General features: G+C 61.1%; 20 protein-coding genes, 1 tRNA gene and 2 pseudogenes. 8 read left to right on the top strand and 15 right to left on the bottom strand.

The features are described from left to right. Positions 1–80: 80 nt before the first annotated feature. The 5 genes from U2H20_RS10825 to U2H20_RS10805 form a co-directional block, all read right to left on the bottom strand. A complete protein-coding gene (locus tag U2H20_RS10825) occupies positions 81–440 on the bottom strand; it encodes an Rv3654c family TadE-like protein (protein ID WP_430592290.1) in 360 nt (119 codons plus the stop codon). 9 nt (positions 441–449) lie between these two features. Further along, on the bottom strand, positions 450–773 hold the full coding sequence (locus tag U2H20_RS10820) for a TadE family type IV pilus minor pilin (RefSeq protein WP_430592289.1): 324 nt from the start codon (positions 771–773) through the stop codon (positions 450–452). Then, on the bottom strand, positions 751–930 hold the full coding sequence (locus tag U2H20_RS10815) for a DUF4244 domain-containing protein (RefSeq protein ID WP_430592288.1): 180 nt from the start codon (positions 928–930) through the stop codon (positions 751–753). The genes U2H20_RS10820 and U2H20_RS10815 overlap by 23 nt, the downstream gene beginning before the upstream one ends. 263 nt (positions 931–1,193) lie before the next feature. Beyond that, positions 1,194–2,075, bottom strand: coding sequence for a type II secretion system F family protein (locus U2H20_RS10810; protein WP_430592287.1), 882 nt, complete (start codon positions 2,073–2,075; stop codon positions 1,194–1,196). Next, positions 2,050–3,081, bottom strand: coding sequence for a TadA family conjugal transfer-associated ATPase (locus U2H20_RS10805; protein ID WP_430592286.1), 1,032 nt, complete (start codon positions 3,079–3,081; stop codon positions 2,050–2,052). Before U2H20_RS10805 ends, U2H20_RS10810 begins: the two co-directional genes overlap by 26 nt. A gap of 267 nt (positions 3,082–3,348) precedes the next feature. Between U2H20_RS10805 and acs the strand changes: the two genes are divergently transcribed. Further along, positions 3,349–5,286, top strand: coding sequence for an acetate--CoA ligase (gene acs, locus U2H20_RS10800; protein ID WP_430592285.1), 1,938 nt, complete (start codon positions 3,349–3,351; stop codon positions 5,284–5,286). Between the two features lie 71 nt (positions 5,287–5,357). Here acs and U2H20_RS10795 read toward each other — a convergent pair whose 3' ends face one another. Both U2H20_RS10795 and U2H20_RS10790 read right to left on the bottom strand, forming a co-directional pair. Beyond that, complete coding sequence (locus tag U2H20_RS10795; protein ID WP_430592284.1) at positions 5,358–5,816, bottom strand: RidA family protein; 459 nt, start codon at positions 5,814–5,816, stop codon at positions 5,358–5,360. A gap of 8 nt (positions 5,817–5,824) precedes the next feature. Continuing rightward, positions 5,825–5,965: pseudogene (locus U2H20_RS10790) on the bottom strand (DUF4177 domain-containing protein); the annotation flags it as partial. Positions 5,966–6,019: 54 nt separating this feature from the next. Between U2H20_RS10790 and U2H20_RS10785 the strand changes: the two are divergent. From U2H20_RS10785 to U2H20_RS10770, 4 genes are all read left to right on the top strand, one after another. Next, positions 6,020–8,539 (top strand): transglycosylase domain-containing protein, encoded by a 2,520-nt coding sequence (locus U2H20_RS10785; RefSeq protein ID WP_430592283.1) that lies wholly within the window; start codon positions 6,020–6,022, stop codon positions 8,537–8,539. Positions 8,540–8,711: 172 nt separating this feature from the next. After that, positions 8,712–9,488, top strand: coding sequence for a metallophosphoesterase (locus U2H20_RS10780; protein ID WP_430592282.1), 777 nt, complete (start codon positions 8,712–8,714; stop codon positions 9,486–9,488). An 84-nt stretch (positions 9,489–9,572) separates the two neighbouring features. Next, a tRNA-Pro gene (locus tag U2H20_RS10775) sits at positions 9,573–9,649 on the top strand. A gap of 324 nt (positions 9,650–9,973) precedes the next feature. Then, complete coding sequence (locus U2H20_RS10770; RefSeq protein WP_430592281.1) at positions 9,974–10,612, top strand: hypothetical protein; 639 nt, start codon at positions 9,974–9,976, stop codon at positions 10,610–10,612. 92 nt (positions 10,613–10,704) lie between these two features. On the opposite strand, the gene U2H20_RS10765 is transcribed toward U2H20_RS10770, so the two are convergent. From U2H20_RS10765 to mqo, 4 genes and pseudogenes are all read right to left on the bottom strand, one after another. Further along, the gene (locus U2H20_RS10765) at positions 10,705–11,172 is read right to left on the bottom strand and encodes a DUF3817 domain-containing protein (RefSeq protein WP_430593633.1); all 468 of its coding nucleotides are present in this window, start codon (positions 11,170–11,172) and stop codon (positions 10,705–10,707) included. Between the two features lie 66 nt (positions 11,173–11,238). Then, the gene (locus tag U2H20_RS10760; protein ID WP_430592280.1) at positions 11,239–11,838 is read right to left on the bottom strand and encodes a thymidine kinase; all 600 of its coding nucleotides are present in this window, start codon (positions 11,836–11,838) and stop codon (positions 11,239–11,241) included. A gap of 49 nt (positions 11,839–11,887) precedes the next feature. Continuing rightward, the gene (locus U2H20_RS10755; RefSeq protein WP_430592279.1) at positions 11,888–12,538 is read right to left on the bottom strand and encodes a DNA-binding response regulator; all 651 of its coding nucleotides are present in this window, start codon (positions 12,536–12,538) and stop codon (positions 11,888–11,890) included. Positions 12,539–12,547: 9 nt separating this feature from the next. Beyond that, positions 12,548–14,049, bottom strand: a pseudogene (gene mqo / locus U2H20_RS10750) (malate dehydrogenase (quinone)). A gap of 120 nt (positions 14,050–14,169) precedes the next feature. Here mqo and U2H20_RS10745 point away from each other — a divergent pair. Then, the gene (locus tag U2H20_RS10745) at positions 14,170–14,607 is read left to right on the top strand and encodes a hypothetical protein (RefSeq protein ID WP_430592278.1); all 438 of its coding nucleotides are present in this window, start codon (positions 14,170–14,172) and stop codon (positions 14,605–14,607) included. A 103-nt stretch (positions 14,608–14,710) separates the two neighbouring features. On the opposite strand, the gene U2H20_RS10740 is transcribed toward U2H20_RS10745, so the two are convergent. The 4 genes from U2H20_RS10740 to U2H20_RS10725 all read right to left on the bottom strand — a co-directional run bounded on the left by U2H20_RS10740 (position 14,711) and on the right by U2H20_RS10725 (position 18,804). Beyond that, complete coding sequence (locus U2H20_RS10740; RefSeq protein WP_430592277.1) at positions 14,711–15,517, bottom strand: ABC transporter permease; 807 nt, start codon at positions 15,515–15,517, stop codon at positions 14,711–14,713. A gap of 5 nt (positions 15,518–15,522) precedes the next feature. Beyond that, complete coding sequence (locus U2H20_RS10735; protein WP_430592276.1) at positions 15,523–16,428, bottom strand: ABC transporter permease; 906 nt, start codon at positions 16,426–16,428, stop codon at positions 15,523–15,525. A gap of 78 nt (positions 16,429–16,506) precedes the next feature. Further along, the gene (locus U2H20_RS10730; RefSeq protein WP_430592275.1) at positions 16,507–17,691 is read right to left on the bottom strand and encodes an extracellular solute-binding protein; all 1,185 of its coding nucleotides are present in this window, start codon (positions 17,689–17,691) and stop codon (positions 16,507–16,509) included. 3 nt (positions 17,692–17,694) lie between these two features. Next, entirely contained in the window at positions 17,695–18,804 is a 1,110-nt protein-coding gene (locus U2H20_RS10725; protein ID WP_430592274.1) for an ABC transporter ATP-binding protein, read from the bottom strand. A gap of 142 nt (positions 18,805–18,946) precedes the next feature. Between U2H20_RS10725 and U2H20_RS10720 the strand changes: the two genes are divergently transcribed. Both U2H20_RS10720 and U2H20_RS10715 read left to right on the top strand, forming a co-directional pair. Next, positions 18,947–19,699 (top strand): FadR/GntR family transcriptional regulator, encoded by a 753-nt coding sequence (locus U2H20_RS10720; protein ID WP_430592273.1) that lies wholly within the window; start codon positions 18,947–18,949, stop codon positions 19,697–19,699. 57 nt (positions 19,700–19,756) lie between these two features. After that, a complete protein-coding gene (locus tag U2H20_RS10715) occupies positions 19,757–20,482 on the top strand; it encodes a cache domain-containing protein (protein WP_430592272.1) in 726 nt (241 codons plus the stop codon). Positions 20,483–20,489: the final 7 nt, after the last annotated feature.

The following is a 20,489-nucleotide window of genomic DNA, read 5'->3' as shown; positions in this document are numbered from 1 at the left end:
GCCAACAATCCGCATTCCGCCCCGTCCGGTGGAAATCCGCGGTTCGGGATCGGGCCTAGCCGAAGCACTGCCCGAGTCTTTCAAGGCGCACCTGCTCTCGACTTCGCAAATTCCTGGCCGAGTGGTGTCGTCAGGACGACTTCGACTGTCACTGTCGTGCCGTCGAGATCGCATGCGATCAGGCTCGCGTGATTCGAAAGCGCGACTGCGCGAGCTTCTTGGCACGGCATACCAGGGCTGACTCCAAGTGCGCTGTTGGCAGCGGCGAGCGCACTCGCGTCAGCGGCTCCGACGACCACCTGTTTGATCGCCAGCTGCACTGAAACAGTCAGAATCGCGCCGAGCAGAACCACCACGCCTGCAACGAGCGCGAGCGCGAGCGCCCCACCTGCACCGCGGTCTCCACGCCGGCGACCGTGTCGCGGGTCAGAAACGAACACTCTTGCTCCTTAATACCCAATCTCGTTCGCGCAGCTCTTGGCGCTCAGGACGATTCCAAGGAAGACGGTCTCGCTCAGTACGACACACACGATGGATTCAGTCGTCTCTTGTGACAGCTGGATTCCGGCTGAAATGAATGGCGCGGCCGATTCGCCGCGGGCAACGGCTCGAGCGGCATCGGCCGCCTGATCGTTCAGCCTCACGAGGCTGCCCGCCGCCATGAGTGCCGAGAGAGCGATCGCGAGTACGAGACCGACAGCCGGGAGCGCGAGCGCGAGCTCGGCAGATGCCGAGCCCCGCTCGCCGCGACTACTGACCAACCGTGAGTGCATTGCGAACCATGTCGGTCAAAATCTGCCGAACCTCGTCGCTTCGCAAAATCACGACCAACAGACCGGCGAATCCGACCGCCGCCATGGTGGCGATGACATATTCCGCGGTCGCTGCACCGCGATCGTCGCGAAGTAGCTGTACAAGTGACTGGTCCATGAGTTCTCCATTCCCTGCGTTTCTTGGCCCCACGCGCAGTTTCGCCCGAGAGCGTCCGGCACGAGCGGCAGGCAGGAACGGTGTGGAAACTCACGATGCAGAGCTGACTGTGCGGGGTGCCTGACTGTGCGGAGTGCCTGACAAGCGAAATGCCCGACCAGCGGAGCACCCACCAGCGGAACCACTGAGGAGCGTGGGATTCGACACGTTCGAAGAATGCAGCGCTACGAGCTCGTTCACCTTCAGCACCGTCCGGTGCGTTTTCAAAAGCCGAGCACAGTCGACTGCACGATGCCGAGCACCATGGGCACCACGGCAAGGAGTACGAACGCTGGGAGCACGCAGACTCCGAGCGGCACCATGAGCATCACGCCCGCCCTCGCGCCGCGCTCCTCAGCGGCCCATCGCTCGCGCTCCAACGAGAGGCTGGCTTCAGCCTCGAGCAACTGGGCCGCCGGAATACCTGCGCGCTCAGCGAGCGCAAGCACTTCGGTGGTTGCGGCGTCCTTCGCGACGACACCGAAGCGCTCGAGTGTCTCTGACGCAAGCGTTCGCGCTCTCGCGGGGCTGAGCCCTCCGCGAAGTCCGAGCGCGACGAGCAGGAGTTCAAGGCCCGCACTCTCGTTTCGAGCGGCAGCCTTCTGCAGAATTTTCCTTGACCACCACGAAGCGAGCGCGATCAGACTGAGCCCCACCACCAACAGCGCCACTCCGATCGGCGATCCGAAGAGCACTCCGAGCGGGTTCATCCCGAGTGCTGCGCCGAAGAGCAGCGCGATCGGAGGCATCGCGAGCACGAGCCGCGCAGTCGCCTTCGGTCCGGCAAACGCTGCGTGCAATGCACGTTCATGCGTGGCGTATTGCCGCAGTTGTGCAGCAATGCGAGTGAGCGCAACCGCGACCGGAGCACCGCTCGTCGTGGCCACGGCAAGCGTAGCCCCCAGCATTCTCCACGCTGGTTGCGGCAGCGACCGGAGTGCTTCGATGAACCCACCGGAGCCGCGGTGCCCGGTGTCGAGTGCCCGCGGAAGCGCGTCGGCGAGATACCCCGAGACCGAACCCAAGGGGACTCCTCCGCTCACCAGCGCCGCGACGCGTTCACTCGCTGCCGCAGCGTGCTCAAGCGAGTGGTCGCGAGCCTGCATCGTTCACCTCGAGTGCACCGTCACGGAGCGTGAATCTTCCGATGCGTTCGATCCGCCGGCCTTCTGGCCCCCGCACCACATGCACGACCGCGTCGAAGGCGCTGACGACCTGGCGTGCGAGCGCGCCGGTCGACATGCTCGCGAGCGCACCGAGCGCCTCGAGTCGCGCTGGAACGTCCTCGAGCGAGTTCGCATGCATCGTTCCTGCGCCGCCGTCGTGCCCGGTGTTCAACGCAGCGAGAAGCTCTCGCACCTCGACTCCGCGACACTCCCCGACCACGAGACGATCGGGGCGCATACGAAGCGCTTCGCGAACGAGTTCGGCAAGCCCGACGCTGCCGACCCCTTCGATGTTCGATTGTCGGGACTGCAGTGAAACGACGTGCGGGTGGGCGATGCGGAGCTCAGCGACGTCTTCGATCGTGATGATCCGCTCACGAACATCGGCCTGCCCGAGCATTGCACTGAGCAATGTGGTCTTCCCGCTTCCTCCGGCACCGGAAATCAGAATGTTGGCTCGGCGCGCGATCAGAGATTGAAGCACCTCGAGCTGCAGATCGGTGAGGGCGCCGGTTTCGTGCAGTGTGTCGAGTGTGAGCCGTTCGACTCGCGGCAGGCGGATGGAGAGTTCGACGCCGCCGAGGGCGATCGGAGGTAGAACCGCGTGTACCCGGATCCCGTCGTGAAGCTGTGCATCGGCGAACGGGTGCGATTCGTCGACGTGACGACCGGCGCATTCGAGGAGCGTGACGGCGAGTTCTCGAACTCGACGCTCCCGGAGGCGCAAGTCTGCGACTCGCTCGGCTCCTGCACCCTGATCAACCCAGACTTCTCCTGCGCGTACGAACACGTCGGTGATTGCCCCGTCCATGACGAGGGGAACGAGCTCACCGAATTCTTCAAGCCCACTGCCGCCATCGCCCAATCGAACGGACGCCACCGTGCGCGGTGCTCGTCCTGCAACAAAGGGCACTCCTCGCGCCCGGACCCGCATTTCAGAAGTCATGACTCGCAAGGTACGAGCGCGGGCGCGGTAGAACGCCGCGAGCAACAAGCGCTCTGGACAAGAAGAAGGCGGCGCCTGTTGGGGGGAACGGGCGCCGCCGCAGACGAGCCAGATTGGGGGAATCCGTTGTGCTTGTCTGGAGTCGGCAGTGCCGACGAAAACATCATACGTCGGCGCGAATTTCCGGACCAGGGTCGGTCTTCCGGAGGCCAAATATTCGATACGGTCGATTCGTGCGAATGCACACGCGATGCAAAGGAGCGACGCATGTCTCAGGCAAACGACCACTCGACGGACGACTCTCGCCGATACCCGCCCAGCGACACGATGCAGCGCGGCTCGACAATCACGAGTGAGCTGTACACGGAAGCGAATGACGATCGTCTCGAGTATTGGGCGACCCAGGCACGAACCCTCGACTGGGAATCGCCATTCAACGAAATCCTCGACTGGCAACCGCCGCACGCGAAGTGGTTTGCCGACGGCACCCTGAACGTCGCGTTCAATTGCCTCGACCGGCACGTCATCGCCGGGCTCGGGGACAAGGTCGCGTTGCACTGGGAGGGCGAGCCTGGCGATCAACGCACGATCACCTACGCGGAGCTCACCGCAGAAGTCCAACGGCTTTCGAACGTGCTGCTCGACCATGGCGTTCGCGCCGGTGACCGGGTTGCGATCTATCTGCCGATGCTGCCCGAGGCGATTGCAGCGATGCTCGCCTGCGCTCGGATTGGTGCGGTGCACTCAGCGGTCTTCGGCGGATTCAGCGCCTCCAACCTGCGCAGTCGAATCGACGACGCCGAGATCTCGTTCGTGATCACCGCCGACGGCGCTTGGCGCAAGGGCAAAGTATTTCCACTCAAGCCCGTTGTCGATGAAGCGCTCGCGACTCCCGGCCACAAGGTCTCCGGGGTGCTTGTCGTCCGCCGGGGCGAGAACGAAATCGAGTGGGTCGAAGGTCGCGATCACTGGTATCACGACGCCATGGCGTCGGCCGAACCGGAACACATCGCCGAGGCCTTCCCCGCAGAGCACCCGCTCTTCATTCTGTACACCTCTGGAACGACCGGAAAGCCGAAGGGCATTCTGCACACCTCGGGTGGGTATCTCACTCAGGCATCGGCCACGCATCGCCAGGTCTTCGACCTCCGAGACGACGACGTGTACTGGTGCACCGCGGACATCGGCTGGATCACCGGACACAGTTACATCGTCTATGGGCCCATGGCGAACGCCACAACGCAGGTCATGCACGAGGGGACCTTCGACACACCGACTCCTCATCGCCCGTGGGAGATCATCGAGCGCTACGGCGTGACGATCTTCTACACCGCACCGACCGCGATCCGGACATTCATGAAGATCGGACGCGAGTACCCGAACGCGCATGACCTCTCGAGCCTTCGCGTGCTGGGTTCTGTCGGTGAACCGATCAACCCGGAAGCCTGGCGCTGGTACTTCAATGTCATCGGCGGCGGCAAGGCTCCGATCGTCGACACCTGGTGGCAGACCGAGACGGGCGCGATCATGGTCTCACCACTCGCGAGCGTCACCTCGCTGCAACCCGGGAGCGCCCAGGTTCCAGTTCCAGGAATCGAGATCGAGATCGTCGACGACCAGGGAGACGCCTTGCCTGACGGCGAGAGCGGACTGCTCGTGATTCGGGAGCCCTGGCCGAGCATGCTGCGCGGAATCTGGGGCGACGAGGAACGCTTCGTCGAAACCTATTGGAGCAGGTTCGGAGACATTTACTTCGCGGGCGACGGCGCCAAAAAGGATGAGAACGGCGACATCTGGTTGCTCGGACGCGTTGACGACGTCATGAACGTCTCCGGCCACCGGCTCTCGACTGCGGAAATCGAGTCAGCGCTCGTGCTCAACGACATCGTGGCCGAAGCCGCGGTCGTCGGAGCACACGACGACACCACCGGTCAAGCAGTCGTGGCGTTCGTGATCTTGAAAGAACGCGCCCTCGAACCTGGAATCGAGGACGCGGCAGAACGTTTGCGCCAGCACGTCGGCGAACAGATCGGCGCAATCGCGAAACCCCGACAGGTCTTCGTCGTCTCGGAGCTCCCGAAGACACGAAGCGGGAAGATCATGCGTCGCTTGCTTCGCGATATCGCTGAGGGCCGCGACATCGGGGACACCACCACCCTTGCAGACACTCAGGTCATGCAGGTGATCTCGGCACAACTGCGGTAGCGCACGACACCCGTGGAACGCGGAAGGGCCCCGACTCTTGTCGGGGCCCTTCTCATTTCGCACGAGTCGATCTATGCGAATTCAGCGATCACTTCGACCTCGACCGGCGAAGCGAGCGGCAGTTGCGCAACGCCGACTGCACTGCGCGCGTGAACGCCGACATCGCCGAAGACTTCGCCGAACAGCTCCGAAGCGCCGTTGACGACAACGGGCTGCCCCGTGAATCCGTCAGCGCTCGCAACAAACCCGGTGACCTTCACGATTCGAGTGACGCGGTCGAGCGATCCGATCTCCGCGTCGATCGCAGCGAGGGCGTTCAAGGCACAGATTCGAGCGAGGGCAGCGGCTTCTTCGGCCGAAACTTCTGCACCCACGAGTCCGGTCACCGGAAGTTCACCGTCGACGAACGGCAGCTGGCCGGAGGTGAAGACGAGTTTTCCCGTCGAAACCGCCGGAATATAAGCAGCAACCGGGGCGGCAACTTTTGGCAGCGTGAGTCCGAGTTCGCTCAGACGCTCGAGAACGCTCACTGCTTCTCTCGCTTCATGTAAGCGACGAGTCCGCCCTCAGGACCCTGGACGATCTGCACCAGTTCCCAGCCTTCACTCCCCCAGTTATTGAGGATCGCGGTGGTGTTGTGAATGATGAGTGGCGTGGTCACGTACTCCCACAAGGTCATGTCGTCGCCCTTTCATTAGGAACTCATTGCACGCATTCGCGTACCCTTGATCATATGTCTGTGAAAAAACACAAGCCAGGGAGCTTCATCGGGAGTCTCTTTGGTCTCGTCGCGTTCAGTGCGGTCGCCGGAGTCCTCGTATCTGCGACGCTCACACCAGCTGTCGCGCTGACGAGTAACGCCACGAACTCCGCGATCGACGTCTTCAGCGAGCTGCCCGAATTTGCGCTGCTCAATTCCCAAGCGGAGTCGAGCAAGATCATGGCGAAGAAGGGCGAAGAGTGGGTCCAGATCGCGACCGTCTTCGACCAGAACCGCCAGGTTGTCGGGCTCGATCAGACCTCTCCGTTCTTGCAGGATGCCGCGATTGCCGGTGAAGACCGACGGTTCTATGAGCACGGTGGCGTTGACGCCCCCTCGTTGATCCGCGCGGTCGTCGGGAACGTCACCTCGGGATCAGTGCAGTCGGGCGCGTCATCGCTGTCGATGCAGGTCGTTCGTAACCAGGCGATCATGGACGCCGAACTGAGCGGCGACAACGACGCGTACATCGCAGCCATCGAAGAAAGCTATGGTCGCAAGCTCAAGGAAATGAAGCTTGCGATCGGCCTCGAGCACAATTACACGAAGAACGAGATCCTGCTCGCCTACCTCAATATCGCGAACTTCGGTCGTGGCACCTACGGCGTTGAGGCTGCCTCGCAGCGCATCTTCGGGAAGCGCGCCTCACAGCTCACCCTTGCCGAGTCGGCCGCGCTGATCGCCACCGTCCAGAACCCCGCGACTCGCACCCTGCTGCTCGAAGAGAACTATGAGCGAAATCAGGAACGTCGCGACTACATCATTCGCCAGATGGCGAACCAGGGCTACGTCACGGCGGAACAGCGCGATGAGGCACTCGCCACCCCTGTTGACGCAAATTTTGTGAATATCCAACCCGTCAGTAGCGGCTGTATTGCCGGTTACGACTCCGCTCGGTTCTTCTGCGACTACGTACAACGGGTACTGCGATTTGACCAAGTGGACGACCACCCGATCCTCGGCTCTGACGAGGCTTCGAATGCGCAGGCGCTTCGTCGCGGCGGGTTCACCATCTACACCACCCTCGATTTGGACCTCAACGACGCCGCGCAACAGACGCTCGACACCTACGTTCCGAACACGGAAACTCGCTGGGAATCGGGAGGCGCTGTGACGCAACTCGAAGTCAGCACTGGGCGAATCCTGACGATGGCGCAGAACAAGGACTTCAACAATTCCGAGAACGCTCCGTACGAGGCCACTGGTCTGAACTTCAATGTCGACCAGAAATATGGTGATGCGATCGGATTCCAGCCCGGGTCCGCATACAAGATCTTCACCCTTGCCGCCTGGATCGATTCCGGCCGCAGTGTGAACGAAACCGTCAACGCTCGTTTCAACGAGTACCAGGCGAACGACTTCACGAACAGCTGTGGCCCGACGGCTGCCTGGGGACCGCGAAACAACGAAGGATTCAGTGCCTCCGATGTGACCGTGACTCGTGCGATGGTGCTGTCGCTGAACACTGCGATTGCCCGAATGGCAACCCAAGTCGACCTGTGTGACGTCGCCGCGATGGCGGAGACCATGGGCGTCCACAACGCGAACGGCGACCCGCTCGTGACCTCGCCTTCCTCGGTGATCGGTTCGGGAAGTTCGGTCGCGCCGATGTCGATGGCGAACGCATTCCAGACCGTTGCCAACGGCGGAGTACGTTGCACGCCCATTGCGATCGACCGCATTGTCGACACCAATGGTGCCGACGTCCAGCCACCCCGTCAGACCTGTACGGAAGCCATCTCTCCTGAAGTTGCCTCGGTGATGCAGTACGTCCTGCAAGAGGTGACACGAGGCAACCCGAAGAACAACCCGAGTGACGGCTCCCCCACGATCTCGAAGACCGGTACCAACAACCGTGTTGAGCAGACCTGGGTCAATGGTTCCAGCACCGAGGTCGCGACCAGCGTGTGGGTCGGAAACATCCGAGGAAACCAGCCGCTCAACCAGGTCGGGTTCTGGGATGTCCGGAGCGACGTCTTCACCTCGGTGCAGCGCGCGGCCAATGCGAAGTTCCCAGGGAGCCAATTCACGACGCCAGACGCAGAGACTCTGCGTGGAAACTCCGTGGAAATCCCGAACGTCGCTGGGCTGAGCCTCGAGGAGGCCCAGCAGGTGCTTGCAAGCGCTGGATTCCAGCCGTCCGTTGGAACACCAGTCGCTGGCGCCCAGGCCGAAGGAACCGCGGAGTACTCGACCCCGGGCGCGACAACCCTGGCGGCAGAGAACAGCCGCGTTACCGTGTACCCGAGCGACGGCTCGCTGCGTTGGGAACTTCCAGACCTGGTCGGTAGTACCTACGCCGAGGCGGCGCAGACGCTCACTGCACTCGGACTCGCGCAAGATCAGATTCAGGTGACCTGGTCCGAAGGTGAGGATGACGCTGTCTGCACGGTGCTCGCGCAGAACCCGGAGGGCGGAAGTTCGATGGGAACCGGCAACGCGGTTTCAATCGTGCTCGGAAACACCGCCGAGAATCCGAACCCCACTTGCTAAACGTCGGAAAGACGCTCGCCGTCGGCGCATCGCTCGCGGTGCTCGCCGGCGGGCTCACCGCGGCGTATGCGGTCGGCGTTGAACGTCGCGCATTTCGCATTCGAGAGGAGCGGCTGCAGGTCCTCCCCCGGGCTCCCGATCGCTCACTGTGCTGCACCTTGCCGATTTGCACATGGCACCTTGGCAGGAAGACAAGCAGGAGTGGGTTCGCTCGCTCAAGTGGGTCGAACCCGACCTCATTGTCAACACGGGCGACAGCCTCGGTCACGAGAAGGCGCTCGACGCCGTTCGATACGCCTTCGAAGTGTTCTCCGGGGTTCCCGGCGTCTACGTGCACGGCTCGAACGACTACTACGGCCCCGTGTTCAAGAACCCGCTCGGGTATCTGATTCCGAGCCTTGCAGGGTCGAAAAAGGCGAAGCAACTTGATGTTGAGGCGCTCGAGGACCTCTACGAGGAGTTCGGATGGCTCAGCCTGAACAACACTGCTCGTGCCGTGGAGATCAAGGGCAACCGTCTGGAGTTCTTCGGCGTCAACGATGCGCACCGGAATTGGGATCGTCTCGATCTGCTCCCGGGCGCGATCGAAGCGATGCGCGAGTACGTCGGCTGGACAACCCCAGAAGCTGCCCCGGGAGTGACCAGCTTTGGGGTGACGCATTCCCCATACCAACGAATTTTGAACTCGTTCGTGAATTCCGGCGCGGACGTTATCTTCGCCGGTCACACCCATGGCGGGCAGATTCGGGTGCCCGGCGGCCACGCGATCGTGACGAACTGCGATATCCCGCGAGAGCAGGCAAGCGGGCTCTCCCGCTGGACGAACGCCGGCCGCCAGTCCTGGCTGAACGTCTCGCAGGGGATCGGGACGGCGATCACCGCCCCGGCACGCCTTGGAACACCACCGGAAGCAGTGGTCATCACACTCGAAGCTCGCGACTCGGCCTGAGTCGTACTCGCGACTTTCGGCATGGTGTCACGGTGATGCTGAGTTTGCAGTATTCTTGACAGGTTGCCGCGCTGGATGCGGGAACGGGGTGTGGCGCAGCTTGGTAGCGCGCGTCGTTCGGGACGACGAGGTCGCAGGTTCAAATCCTGTCACCCCGACCACAACATGAAGAAGGCCTCTGCACGCGCAGGGGCCTTCTTCGTTGCCGCTTCCACGTTGTTCCCTATGTCTTGCATGAGCATGTTCGAGCGAGCCGCAATCTCACCGAACTGCCTTCCGGAGTGTCGCGCAAGGAATTCGGCCTGCAGTCGTCTGAGCGAACACATTCGCAGCGGTTCTCGAAACGCGGCGCGAGCAGCACTCCCCCAATTTGCGGGTGCTCACCCGAGAGAATTTCGTGGCAGACTAAACGCCATCATCTCCCGGGCGCTGACTTCTCATGCGCGAATTCTGCGCTCGGAACGCACGATGAGAACGACTGAGGAATGAGTACCGTGACCTCGACGATCGAGAACATGTTCAAGAACGCGCCCGAACCGCCTGCACCAAAGCGCCGGAAGCGCCGTGCTGGTGTCGCAACCGCACTCGGTCTCATCGCGATGACCCTCGGTCTCGGGCTCCTCGCAGCAGTGCTCATCGTCCCCGACAAGGTCGAGCAGGTGTACGGCAACGTCAAGATGACGGTCGAAGAGCAGGTCCGAACCGTCGTCGAGCCGGGCCCGCCGTCTGTGATTCTCGGCGGTGAAGGCGATATGGCTCGCGTCGACGAGTGCGATGGCACGTTCACCGAGATGCTGCCCTACCGAATTGCCGCGAACCTGCAGCCCACGTTCCTGGCACACAACGCATGCAGCGGCGACAAGATTTTGAACTGGACCGTCGGACAAGAGGTCACGGTCGTACAGAACGGAACAGAGACCGCGTACACCGTCACGGACGCAGTACAGGTCGCGAAATTCGGCAGCACCACGGACGACATCGACCAGCTCGCCGGATCCCTGCTTCTGCAGTCATGCTTTTACGGCGTGAACAAGATGCAGGTTGTCGCACTCACGCCCGTTGGCGAGGAAGCGGTAACACCGCCGCTCACCGAAGAGGGCCCCGTCGAACTCGAAGCGCAGTAACCACCAGCAAGAGCACGACTCCGCACCGCTCAGGAGCACTTATTTCGGGGCGCTCGTGGCTCTCGGCGCACCGCACCCGTAGAAGGCGCTCGCTAGGAGTGCGAACCGCCTGGTGGGCCGATCAGCAGCAGTGAGACGTACAGACCGACCACGACGATCGCTGCAATCGCGATGAGCAGGAATGGGTGGTTCAGCATCCACCGCATGACTCGGTCGACAAAGCGCTGATCCTTCGGGTCTTCCGATGCGGTCAGCTTCCAATGGCCTTCGAGCCGGCCGCTTCGATTCAGCCAGATCTCGGCCGGAATGGTCGCGTACGGAATGATCGCGCTGATCACCGCAGCCGCGGCAACAGGGAAGCTCCAACGCTGGTGAATCGCAACCAGCAAAGCGGTCGCCGCATAGCCGAGGAACACGAATCCGTGGATCGCGCCCCCGATCGTGACCGCGATAGCAAGGTCAGCAGTGGCGCGCAGAATGATCCCAGCGATGAGCAGCGTCCACGACACCGCCTCCGCAAACGCGAACAGCTTGAACAAGGACTTCGGAGTGTTGCCGATCACTTCTTCACTTCCTTCTGCACGCGGTGGTGCGCACTCGCAAGAGCGTTCGCTCCGCCAGCGTGGTTACACGTGGCCGAAGCGGCCAGCTGACTCCTGCAGGTAGCAGACCCCGCAGAGAGATTCGTAGGTGACGAGCTCGCCATCGATTGCGACCTGGTCGCCATCAAAGATGAAGCGCTCGTTGATCTTTCGTCCATTGAACAACGCTTTTCGCCCGCACCGGCAGATGGTCTTCAACTCTTCCAGGGAGTGAGCGAGTTCGAGCAGTCGACGGCTTCCAGGGAACGCATTCGTCCGAAAGTCGGTTCGGATGCCGTACGCGATAACCGGCACCCCGAGCTCGAGGGCGATCCTCATGAGATCTTCAACCTGACCGCTCGTCAAGAATTGCGCCTCGTCGACAAGGAGGCACGCGATCGGCGCTGCGACCGCTGCGGCGGCCGTGCGGAATGCCTCGAGCATTGATTCTTCAGGAGCAACCGTGAAGTCGGTCGTGCGATCGACTCCGAGCCTGGAGACGATCAGCGTGTCGCCCTTGGTGTCGGTCGAGGGCTTCGCGAGCAGAACGTGCTGTCCGCGTTCTTCGTAGTTGAACGCTGCTTGGAGGAGCGCGGTTGATTTTCCGGAGTTCATCGCTCCGTAGCGAAAGTACAGCTTTGCCAAGGTGGTGCGTCCTTCGAATGCGATCAGGCAGAGTGCGGTGCGGACACCGTTACATCAGTCCATCTTCGTGTGCGCGCACAATCAGTTCGTCGCGACGCCCCGCGGGACGCTGGACCTTCGCGTATTTTTCGCGGACGCGCCGCAAGAACGTCTTCGCGGTTTCAAACCCGACACCCATCGAGTCAGCGACCTCTCGGGTGCTGTAGCCCTTGACGTACAGCGAAAACGCTTCGGTTTCGCTTGCGGACAATCTCGGTCGCTGAGGGGCAGCGATTTGCTCTCCATCGGACGATTCCGGAACCGGCTGCTTCGATTCACCGGCGGCAGCGCGGATCGCATTCGCAATGTCGATCATGCGATTGCGCCGGGACATGACCGCAGAAGCGCCCGCCTGCAACAGGCCACGGTGGACGACACCAGCCTCGCCCGCGATGACGACGACCTTCGAGCCCGCAGCGACGCAGGCACGGACTTTGTCTTGCATCGAGAGCGAATGACGCTTCAATTCACCAACGAGGGTGACTGCGGGAGGGAACCTGTCGGTCTGAACGAACTCGCGCCAGCTGGTTGCCGAACTGACGACCTCGAGGTCAGGCGCGTGCTTCTCGATCCAAGTCGATAAGGAATCGAGCAGGATGACGTAATCGTCGATGATTCCGACGGTTATTACTGTTCGAGGTGTCTCCGACTTTCCAGGCACCCCGGAATTCTAGCCGTTCTTTCCCTGTCGTTCACTTGAGGATTGAGAATTCCCAGGCGAAGCGAGCGCCAATTCCTGCTCGCGCTCCGGCTGCAACTGGAGGATTCTTGCGGTGCGCTCAAGACTTGCGCGGGCTTCTGCCGGGTCGTCGCTCAGAACGCGCCCATAACTAGGCACAAGCTCGGTGAGCGTATCGCGCCAGCGATCAATTCGCTCTGGGAAGCAACGTTCAATCAAATTGAACATAATCGACACGGCGGTCGAAGCCCCGGGCGATGCCCCGAGCAGCCCGGCGATCGTTCCATCGGCGCCCGTGACGACCTCAGTGCCGAAGGCGAGCACGCCGCCCTTCTCCGCATCCTTCTTCATGACCTGCACTCGCTGGCCAGCCGTGATCGAGTACCAGTCCTCCGGCTTGGCGTTCGGAACGAATTCGCGAAGCGCTCGGAGCTTCTTCTCACGCGTGGCAAATACCTCACCCGCGAGATAGGTGACGAGGCTGAGGTTCGCAAGCCCTGCGCGAGTCATGGGCCAAATGTTGGAGAAGCGGAGCGAGGAGAACAGATCGAAGTAGCTCCCCGACTTCAAAAACTTCGGGTTCCAGCCCGCATACGGGCCAAAGAGCAGACTCGGAGTTCCATCGACGACGCGTGTGTCGAGGTGCGGCACCGACATCGGCGGCGCCCCGACGGACGCCTTTCCGTAGACCTTCGCCTGGTGGCGAGCAACGACCTCCGGGTTATCGCAGCGAAGGAACTCGCCCGAAATCGGGAATCCGCCATAGCCCGCGATCTCCGGGATACCAGATTTCTGCAGGAGCTTGATCGCGTTGCCACCGGCCCCGACGAAAACGAAGCGGGCCCGGACCGAGTAGGAATCGCGACCGACGTTGTTCCGAACCTTCAGAGTCCAGATACCGTCTGCATCGCGCTTGAGACCCGTGACGGATTTCTCGAAGAACATCTTGCCGCCGGCGTCCTTGATGACCTCGAAGAGGCCACGAGTCAACGCGCCGAAATCCACGTCGGTGCCACTCGTGATGCGAGTTGCAGCGATCGGCTGCGACTTCTTCCGCCCCGGAATCAAGAGTGGAGCCCACGATCGAATGACCTCTGGGTCGGTGGAGAATTCCATGCCTTCGAATAGCGGGTTCTGAATGAGCGTCTCGTGGCGACGGCGGAGATAATCGACGTTCTCTTCGCCCCACACGAAACTCATGTGCGGCGTGGCGTGAATAAATGCGCGCGGGTCTGGGAGCAATCCCTGCTCGACGAATGCAGACCAGAATTGCCGCGACATCTGGAATTGCTCGTTGATCTCAACCGCCTTCGCGGGCGAAATCGTGCGGTTGAGATCGGGGTGTAGTTCAGCTCGCACAGCGCGGCGTGTCCGGTGCCCGCGTTATTCCAGGGATTTGAAGATTCTGTCGCGACTTCACTGAGGCGTTCGAAGACTTCAATCGACCAGTCGGGCTCAAGTTTCGTGATGAGGGCGCCAAGCGTTGCGCTCATCACGCCGCCGCCGATGAGTGCAACATCGATAATTTTGCTCACTGATACAGCGTAGCGACGCTGGCGACATACGGCACCTCGGCGTAGCCTTGGATTCCCGTCTAGAAGAAGGTGGAATCAATGGGAATCGCAGATGATGCAAAAGACAAACTGAGTGACGCCGCAGATTGGGCGAAAGACAAAGCAGAATCGATCGGCGATGCACTCCCATCGGCAGGTCATTCGATCGGTGGCGCAGCAGCAGACGCGAAGCACTGGATCGAACAGAAGACCGGGTTTGACATCAGCGGCGCGGCGGTTTCGGCTGGCGTTCGAGCGAGTGAAGCGAAAGATGCAGTCGTGAATACTGCCTCCACGCTCGCGAAGGACGTCTCAGAACACGTTGTCGACGCAAGCCACACTGTTGCGGATCGTGTCAGCGACACGGTGCACAACGTGCAAGAGGCCGTGCAGAATGCAGCCTCAACCGCATCTGACGCGAGCTTGAACCTTGCGCAGGACGTGGAAGAAGCAACCGAACACTTCGTCGAAGAACACAAAGACGAAACGCAATCCTGAATACCTTCTGCAGTTGGCCCCGGCGCATTCCGCGTCGGGGCCTTTCTGTATGCCCGAAGTGCCGCGACATTCCCGAAGTGCCGCGACCGCGACGCGACCCTCGTCAGTCGTTGTCGGCTCGCGACATCCGATGGGACACCCACACGGGAATGAGCGAGAACAGAATCACCACGGTCGCAACAACATTTGCGACGTTCGCTTCGTTTGGCCGCGCCATCTGGTTCATCATCCACAGTGGCAGCGTGTCAACTCCCGGCGGGGCGGTGAAGATCGACACCACGACCTCATCGAAGCTGAGGGCAAATGCCAAGAGCGCTCCTGCGATAAAGGCGCTTCGAAACTGCGGAAACGAGATGTAGCGGAACGTTTGCCACAACCCCGCGCCGAGGTCTTTTGAAGCCTCTTCGAGATTCGGGTTCATGCGACGCAAACGCGCGAACACATTGTTGAACACCATGACGATGCAAAAAGTTCCGTGCGCCACGATGAGACCGAAAAAGCCGAGCTGAATTCCGATCGGCTCAAGCACATTGTTATAGGTGTTACTGAGCGCTACACCCGTCACCACCCCGGGAAGTGCAATGGGGAGGACCACCAGCAGGTTCACCGTCTGCTTCCCGAAGAACGCGAACCGTTGCAGCGCAAACGCCGACAGCGTTCCGAGAATGAGCGAGATCACGGTCGCCCCAGCACCGACGAGCACCGAATTCAAGAGGGCCTGTCGGATCGCTTCGCTCTCGAACGCCCGCACCCACCATTCGAGCGAAAACTCGGAGACCGGCCAGGTAGCGATCCGTGCCACATTCAATGAGTTCACGATCACCATGAACAGCGGGATGTACATGAACGCGAGCACCACCACGACAATCAGGCCGAGGACGATTTTCGAAGTTCGAGTCAGTCGAAGCATGGTTCCTACATCCGCTCAAGCGCTCCCGTGCGACGCACGGCAAGCAAATACACGACGACAAAGACAATCGGGACGACAGAGAACGCCGCCGCGATCGGTGGATTGAGATTGATGTTCGAGGCGATGATGCTGCCGATCATCTGTGTTGATCCCCCGACGAACTTGGCCGCAATGTAGTCGCCGAGACTTAAAGAGAACGTGAACACGGAGCCTGCGATCAAGGCCGGCTTCAGCAGTGGCATCACGACCGTCGCAATCGTGCGACCACCCTTCGCGCCAAGATCTGCGGCCGCATCGAACAGGTTCGTAGGAATCTGTCGAATCGCCGTATAAACGGGAACCGCCATGTATGGGAACCATAGGTAGGTGAGCGTGAGCACCACGGTGAACGGACCGAAACCGGGACCGGTCATCCCGATCGGCTCAAGCACCCAGTTGAAGAATCCGGTATCGGAGAACGTGATGCGCATTGCAAGGATCTTGACGAGGTATCCCGCCCACAGCGGCAGGGTGATCGCGATCGCAAGCACACCGCGGAGCCAGGGCGATGCAACTTTCGCCATGAAAATCCCGAGCGGTATCGCAAACACCATGCTGAGGACGGTCACCGCAACTGCGATCCCGAGTGTTCGCAACGAGGTGGCGAGGTACGCGGAGTTCTCGAAAATCATCACGAAGTTGTCAAAGGTGAACCCTGGCTTCACTTTCGAGGTGAACGGATCGATCGTCCAGAACGCGGTGATGAGCAACATCACGAGCGAGAAGATGTAAACCCCGACGAGCCAGAGCATCGGGAGGGCGAGCAGACTCGCGAGTTGCGTCTTCGGGCGCCGGTACAGCGTGCTCGAGAGCGGCTTTGCCTTTGGCGCAGGCACCCGCGGGGGTTTCGGTGCATCGGTGCTGACGGTCATGATGATCCTTGGTAGTCGATGGACATTCGAAGCGGCGGAGCATCGCACTCCGCCGCTTCGAACTGGAGCGCGTGGGGCTTAGCCCTTCACCGTCAGCCAGGCGTTCGTCCAGTCTTGGAAATTAGTGCACTGAACATCGGTGCGACCATCAACGCACTGCTCGAGTGGTGTCGTCCAGAACCACACGTTCTTGAAGTACTCCTCGTCCGTTGCGTGGTAGTCCTCGCAGTGTGCAGCTGCTTCGTCACTGGTTTCACAGAATGCCGCGTTCGCCGGAGCCATACCGAAATTCATGGCAATCGCGCCGTTCACCTCTGCAGAGCTCGTGTAGTCCATCCACTGGTACGCGCAGTTGGGGTTCTTCGATTCGGCGGAGATCATCCAGGCGTCGGACCAACCGGTTGAGCCTTCTTCAGGGAGTACCCCTTCGAATCGCTCGTCCTCGCTGAGCTTGCGCAGCACTTCCCAACTCGTTCCGACAACGCTGGTTCCACTGGTGAACGACGTGATCTGCGCGACCGGGTCGGCCCAGTACTCTGCGACGATCGAATTCTGTGATTTCAAGAGTTCGATCGCAGCATCAAGCTGGGTTTCGTCAAGGGCGTAGGGGTTCGTGATGCCGAGGTCAGGCTCGTGGGTCATGAGGTAGACCGCTGCGTCCGCGATATAGATCGGGGCGTCATACGCGATGATCTTCCCTGCGTACGGGCTGTCGTCTTCCCAGACCACGTCCCAGCTCGTTGGCGCCTCCGTCACGACCTCGGTGTTGTACTGCAGGATGTTCGCGCCTCGACCGATCGGAACGCCGTAGCTCTTCCCATTGATTGTGTCGTAGACCTGGCCCTGCATGCCCTCCACGATGTCGTCGCCGAAATTCTCGATCAGGTCGATGTTGATTGGGGCAACATCGCCACCGGCAATCAGGCGCAGACTCGCATCGCCCGAAGCCGAAACGAGGTCATAGTTGCCCGTGCGCATGAGCGTAACCATTTCGTCGCTTGTTCCTGCAACGCGACGGTTGACCGTGCAACCGGTGATTTCTGTGAACTCGTCGGACCAGGCAGGTTCGACGAACCCGCTCCAAGCAACGATGTTGACTTCGTTTTCATTTTCGCCGAGCTCTTCGAGCATCGGCACATCTGGAACATCAATACTCAGGCCGCCATCGCCGCCATTGGTTTCTTCATCTCCGGCGCTACAGCCGGAGAGCATGAGCGCTGCTGCGGCAACGACCGCGGGGAGCGCAAGGTGCTGTTTTTTCACTATCTACTCCTGGTGTGTAAGTGGTGCTGCGGGTAGGGATTGAGGAACAACTGCGGCATGGTCTTTGGTCCATGCGACCTGCACGAAATCGCCTCGCGCAAAGCTCGCGCCGCCGCCGGGGTGGTGGTCGTTCTGGCGCTCTGCAATGACTCGGATACCGGGTTCGGTCTCGACGATGAAGCGAGTGCTCCGGCCCGTGTAGACGGTTTCGGCGATCACGCCGCGAAGTGCGGTTTCTGGATCATGCGCAGCCTGGTTCGACGCGATGAGCCGCACCCGCTCTGGACGAATGCTCAAGAGGGAGTCCGGCCCTGCGAAGTCGGGCAGCTGCCGGGCCTGAATGAGGTTGGAGACTCCAAGGAACCCGGCGACGAATTCTGTCGTCGGGAACTCGTACACCTCGTTCGGTGTCCCGATCTGCTCGATGCGCCCCTGATTGAACACCGCAACCCGGTCGCTGAGAGTCAAGGCCTCTTCTTGGTCATGCGTGACAAAGACGAAGGTGATGCCGACTTCGCGTTGGATCTGTTTCAGTTCGATCTGCATTTCTTCACGAAGTTGCTTGTCGAGGGCACCCAGGGGCTCGTCGAGAAGCAGCACCTTCGGTTCGAGGATGAGCGCCCTGGCGAGCGCAATGCGCTGCCGCTGCCCGCCGGAGAGCTGGTGCGGAAGTCGGGAGGCGAGGTGGCCCAGACGCACCTGATCGAGTGCGCGACGCACGCGATCGGCGCGATCGCTCTTGTTCACGCCTCGAACCTTCAGCCCGTAGGCCACATTCTCAGCAATCGAATAGTGGGGAAAGAGTGCGTAATCCTGGAACACCGTGTTCACCGCGCGATCAAAAGGTGCAGCACGTGTGACGTCCTTGCCTTCGAGAAGGATCGTCCCCTTGGTGACTTCCTCGAAGCCCGCGATCAGCCGGAGGACTGTCGTTTTTCCGGAGCCCGATGGCCCGAGCATCGAAAAGAACTCCCCCGACTCCACCTGGAGATCAAGGGAATCGACGGCAGTCATTTCGCCGAAGGTCTTCGTTACTCCAGCGAGTTCTACTCCGGCACGGCGCTCTCCGGAGGATGAACGGGTGGGGGTTTTCGTGGGCGTGACCTCAACCATGCATCGACTCCTCAAACAACTGCGTCTCGAGATTGAAACTAAACCTATAGTTCCGTAGGTTTAGTTTCAAGCGTGTTTCGGTTGTTTTCGGATACGTTGCGGTAACGAAGCCTCGTCCCTGAAATGCGAGAGAATAATGGCGATGTCTGCTCCACACGCACGTTCAGGGACGAACACACCGACGCGGCTGCACAGCGCCGTCTTCCGGCCCATTGGCGACGAAGGGCGTTCCGAACTGGTCGAGCGCCGCATCGCTGAAGCGATCCAGTCCGGCGTGCTCGTCGCAGATGAACAGCTGCCTCCAGAAGCAGACCTTGCGAAGTCGCTCGGTGTCGCGCCTGTGACTGCTCGCGAAGCACTCAACGCGCTCCGCGAACGCGGACTGATCGTCACGAAGCGCGGTCGCTCGGGCGGCAGTTTTGTTGCAGAGGGCGCCGACCCCGCGCAATTCGCTCGCGAATCGCTCCAACAACAGTCTCGACTCGCGATTCGCGATCTTCTCGCGCACTTTGCAGCGGTCGCCGGATCCTGTGCAGCACTCGCGGCAACCCGGGCCGCAGAGAGCGAGATCGAGATGCTGCGCTCACGAATCCTGCACGCCGAAGAGGTCGACTCGGTGACTCGTCGGCGGATCTACGACGACGCCCAGATCGAACTCTCCGCCCTCAGCCAATCTCCGCGGTTGAGCCGCGAGCACATGCGTGTGCAGGCAGAACTCTCCCCGTATCTCACCCTGATCGACGAGAACCCCGACGACCGAGAACGACTTGCGCGTGCGTTCTCCGCGATGATCGATGCTCTCGCGAGCGGTGATCCCTCGAACGCACGGGCTGCGGTGGAAACGATGTCGGGAATCATTGCAAGTGCACTGATTCGCTTGCAATCGGCCAGCTGATCGCGGCACACTGACGAAGAGCGGATACCAGTTCTCCGCGGAGCGATGGAGATTCCGATGCAGAAGACAACGAGCGCCACCGAGCGCGCTGGAGCGCTGGTCTGCGACTATTTCGGGCAGGCGTTCACACTTCTTGACGAGCTGACCCCACGAATCTCCCACAACATCCGAGTCGCGAGTTCGGTCGCCCCCCTCACCGCCGCCCGGCTCGACATCCTGATCGAACCCTTCGCAAAAGAGGCGCTCAACTTCACGGGCATCAAGCTGCACGGCGCGGGCTTCATCGCCGCAATTGATTTTTTAACGGATGCGCAAAGCCATCTCGCATGGTGGCAAGGCCCGCAGCACAGCAAACTCGTGCTCGCCAGCCAAAGCGTCAACAAGGAACACATTGATTACAGCGGACTCGAGTGGTACCGCGTGCCCGCCACAACCGGGGCGATCCACGTCGCCGGCCCGTACGTTGACTATCTGTGCAGCGACGAATACACCGTGACCGTCGCGGCACCCGTCATTCAAGAGAGCCGCTTCATCGGCGTCACCGCGATTGACGTGCTCGTCGACACGGTCGAGGGCTCGCTCGTCGAGCCGATGGCCGCAATCGCAAACAATCTCACGCTGATCAACGGAGTTGGCAGGGTCGTGCTCTCGACAGACCCAGAACAAGCCACCGGAATGGCGATTCGTGGTCACGACCTCGAACGGTTCGATCGCACTGATTGCAACGGTTTCGATCTTGCCGTGCTGCAGGACCGCGAGAACGGAACAACGGCCGGGCGGTGAAGAACAC

The sequence above is a fragment of the Humidisolicoccus flavus genome (assembly GCF_045689595.1).
GTDB classification, from domain to species: domain Bacteria; phylum Actinomycetota; class Actinomycetes; order Actinomycetales; family Microbacteriaceae; genus Humidisolicoccus; species Humidisolicoccus flavus.
Note: the sequence above shows the minus strand (reverse complement) of the source record. Positions and strands in the feature narration are given on the sequence as shown.

Coding starts and splice junctions, on each gene's coding strand:
- U2H20_RS10715 (WP_430592272.1), top strand. CDS start 19,757: ATGCAGAAGACAACGAGCGCCACCGAGCGCGCTGGAGCGCTGGTCTGC.
- U2H20_RS10720 (WP_430592273.1), top strand. CDS start 18,947: ATGTCTGCTCCACACGCACGTTCAGGGACGAACACACCGACGCGGCTG.
- acs (WP_430592285.1), top strand. CDS start 3,349: ATGTCTCAGGCAAACGACCACTCGACGGACGACTCTCGCCGATACCCG.
- U2H20_RS10820 (WP_430592289.1), bottom strand. CDS start 773: ATGCACTCACGGTTGGTCAGTAGTCGCGGCGAGCGGGGCTCGGCATCT.
- U2H20_RS10770 (WP_430592281.1), top strand. CDS start 9,974: ATGAGTACCGTGACCTCGACGATCGAGAACATGTTCAAGAACGCGCCC.
- U2H20_RS10740 (WP_430592277.1), bottom strand. CDS start 15,517: ATGCTTCGACTGACTCGAACTTCGAAAATCGTCCTCGGCCTGATTGTC.
- U2H20_RS10780 (WP_430592282.1), top strand. CDS start 8,712: ATGGCACCTTGGCAGGAAGACAAGCAGGAGTGGGTTCGCTCGCTCAAG.
- U2H20_RS10745 (WP_430592278.1), top strand. CDS start 14,170: ATGGGAATCGCAGATGATGCAAAAGACAAACTGAGTGACGCCGCAGAT.
- U2H20_RS10805 (WP_430592286.1), bottom strand. CDS start 3,081: ATGACTTCTGAAATGCGGGTCCGGGCGCGAGGAGTGCCCTTTGTTGCA.
- U2H20_RS10785 (WP_430592283.1), top strand. CDS start 6,020: ATGTCTGTGAAAAAACACAAGCCAGGGAGCTTCATCGGGAGTCTCTTT.
- U2H20_RS10815 (WP_430592288.1), bottom strand. CDS start 930: ATGGACCAGTCACTTGTACAGCTACTTCGCGACGATCGCGGTGCAGCG.
- U2H20_RS10810 (WP_430592287.1), bottom strand. CDS start 2,075: ATGCAGGCTCGCGACCACTCGCTTGAGCACGCTGCGGCAGCGAGTGAA.
- U2H20_RS10725 (WP_430592274.1), bottom strand. CDS start 18,804: ATGGTTGAGGTCACGCCCACGAAAACCCCCACCCGTTCATCCTCCGGA.
- U2H20_RS10735 (WP_430592276.1), bottom strand. CDS start 16,428: ATGACCGTCAGCACCGATGCACCGAAACCCCCGCGGGTGCCTGCGCCA.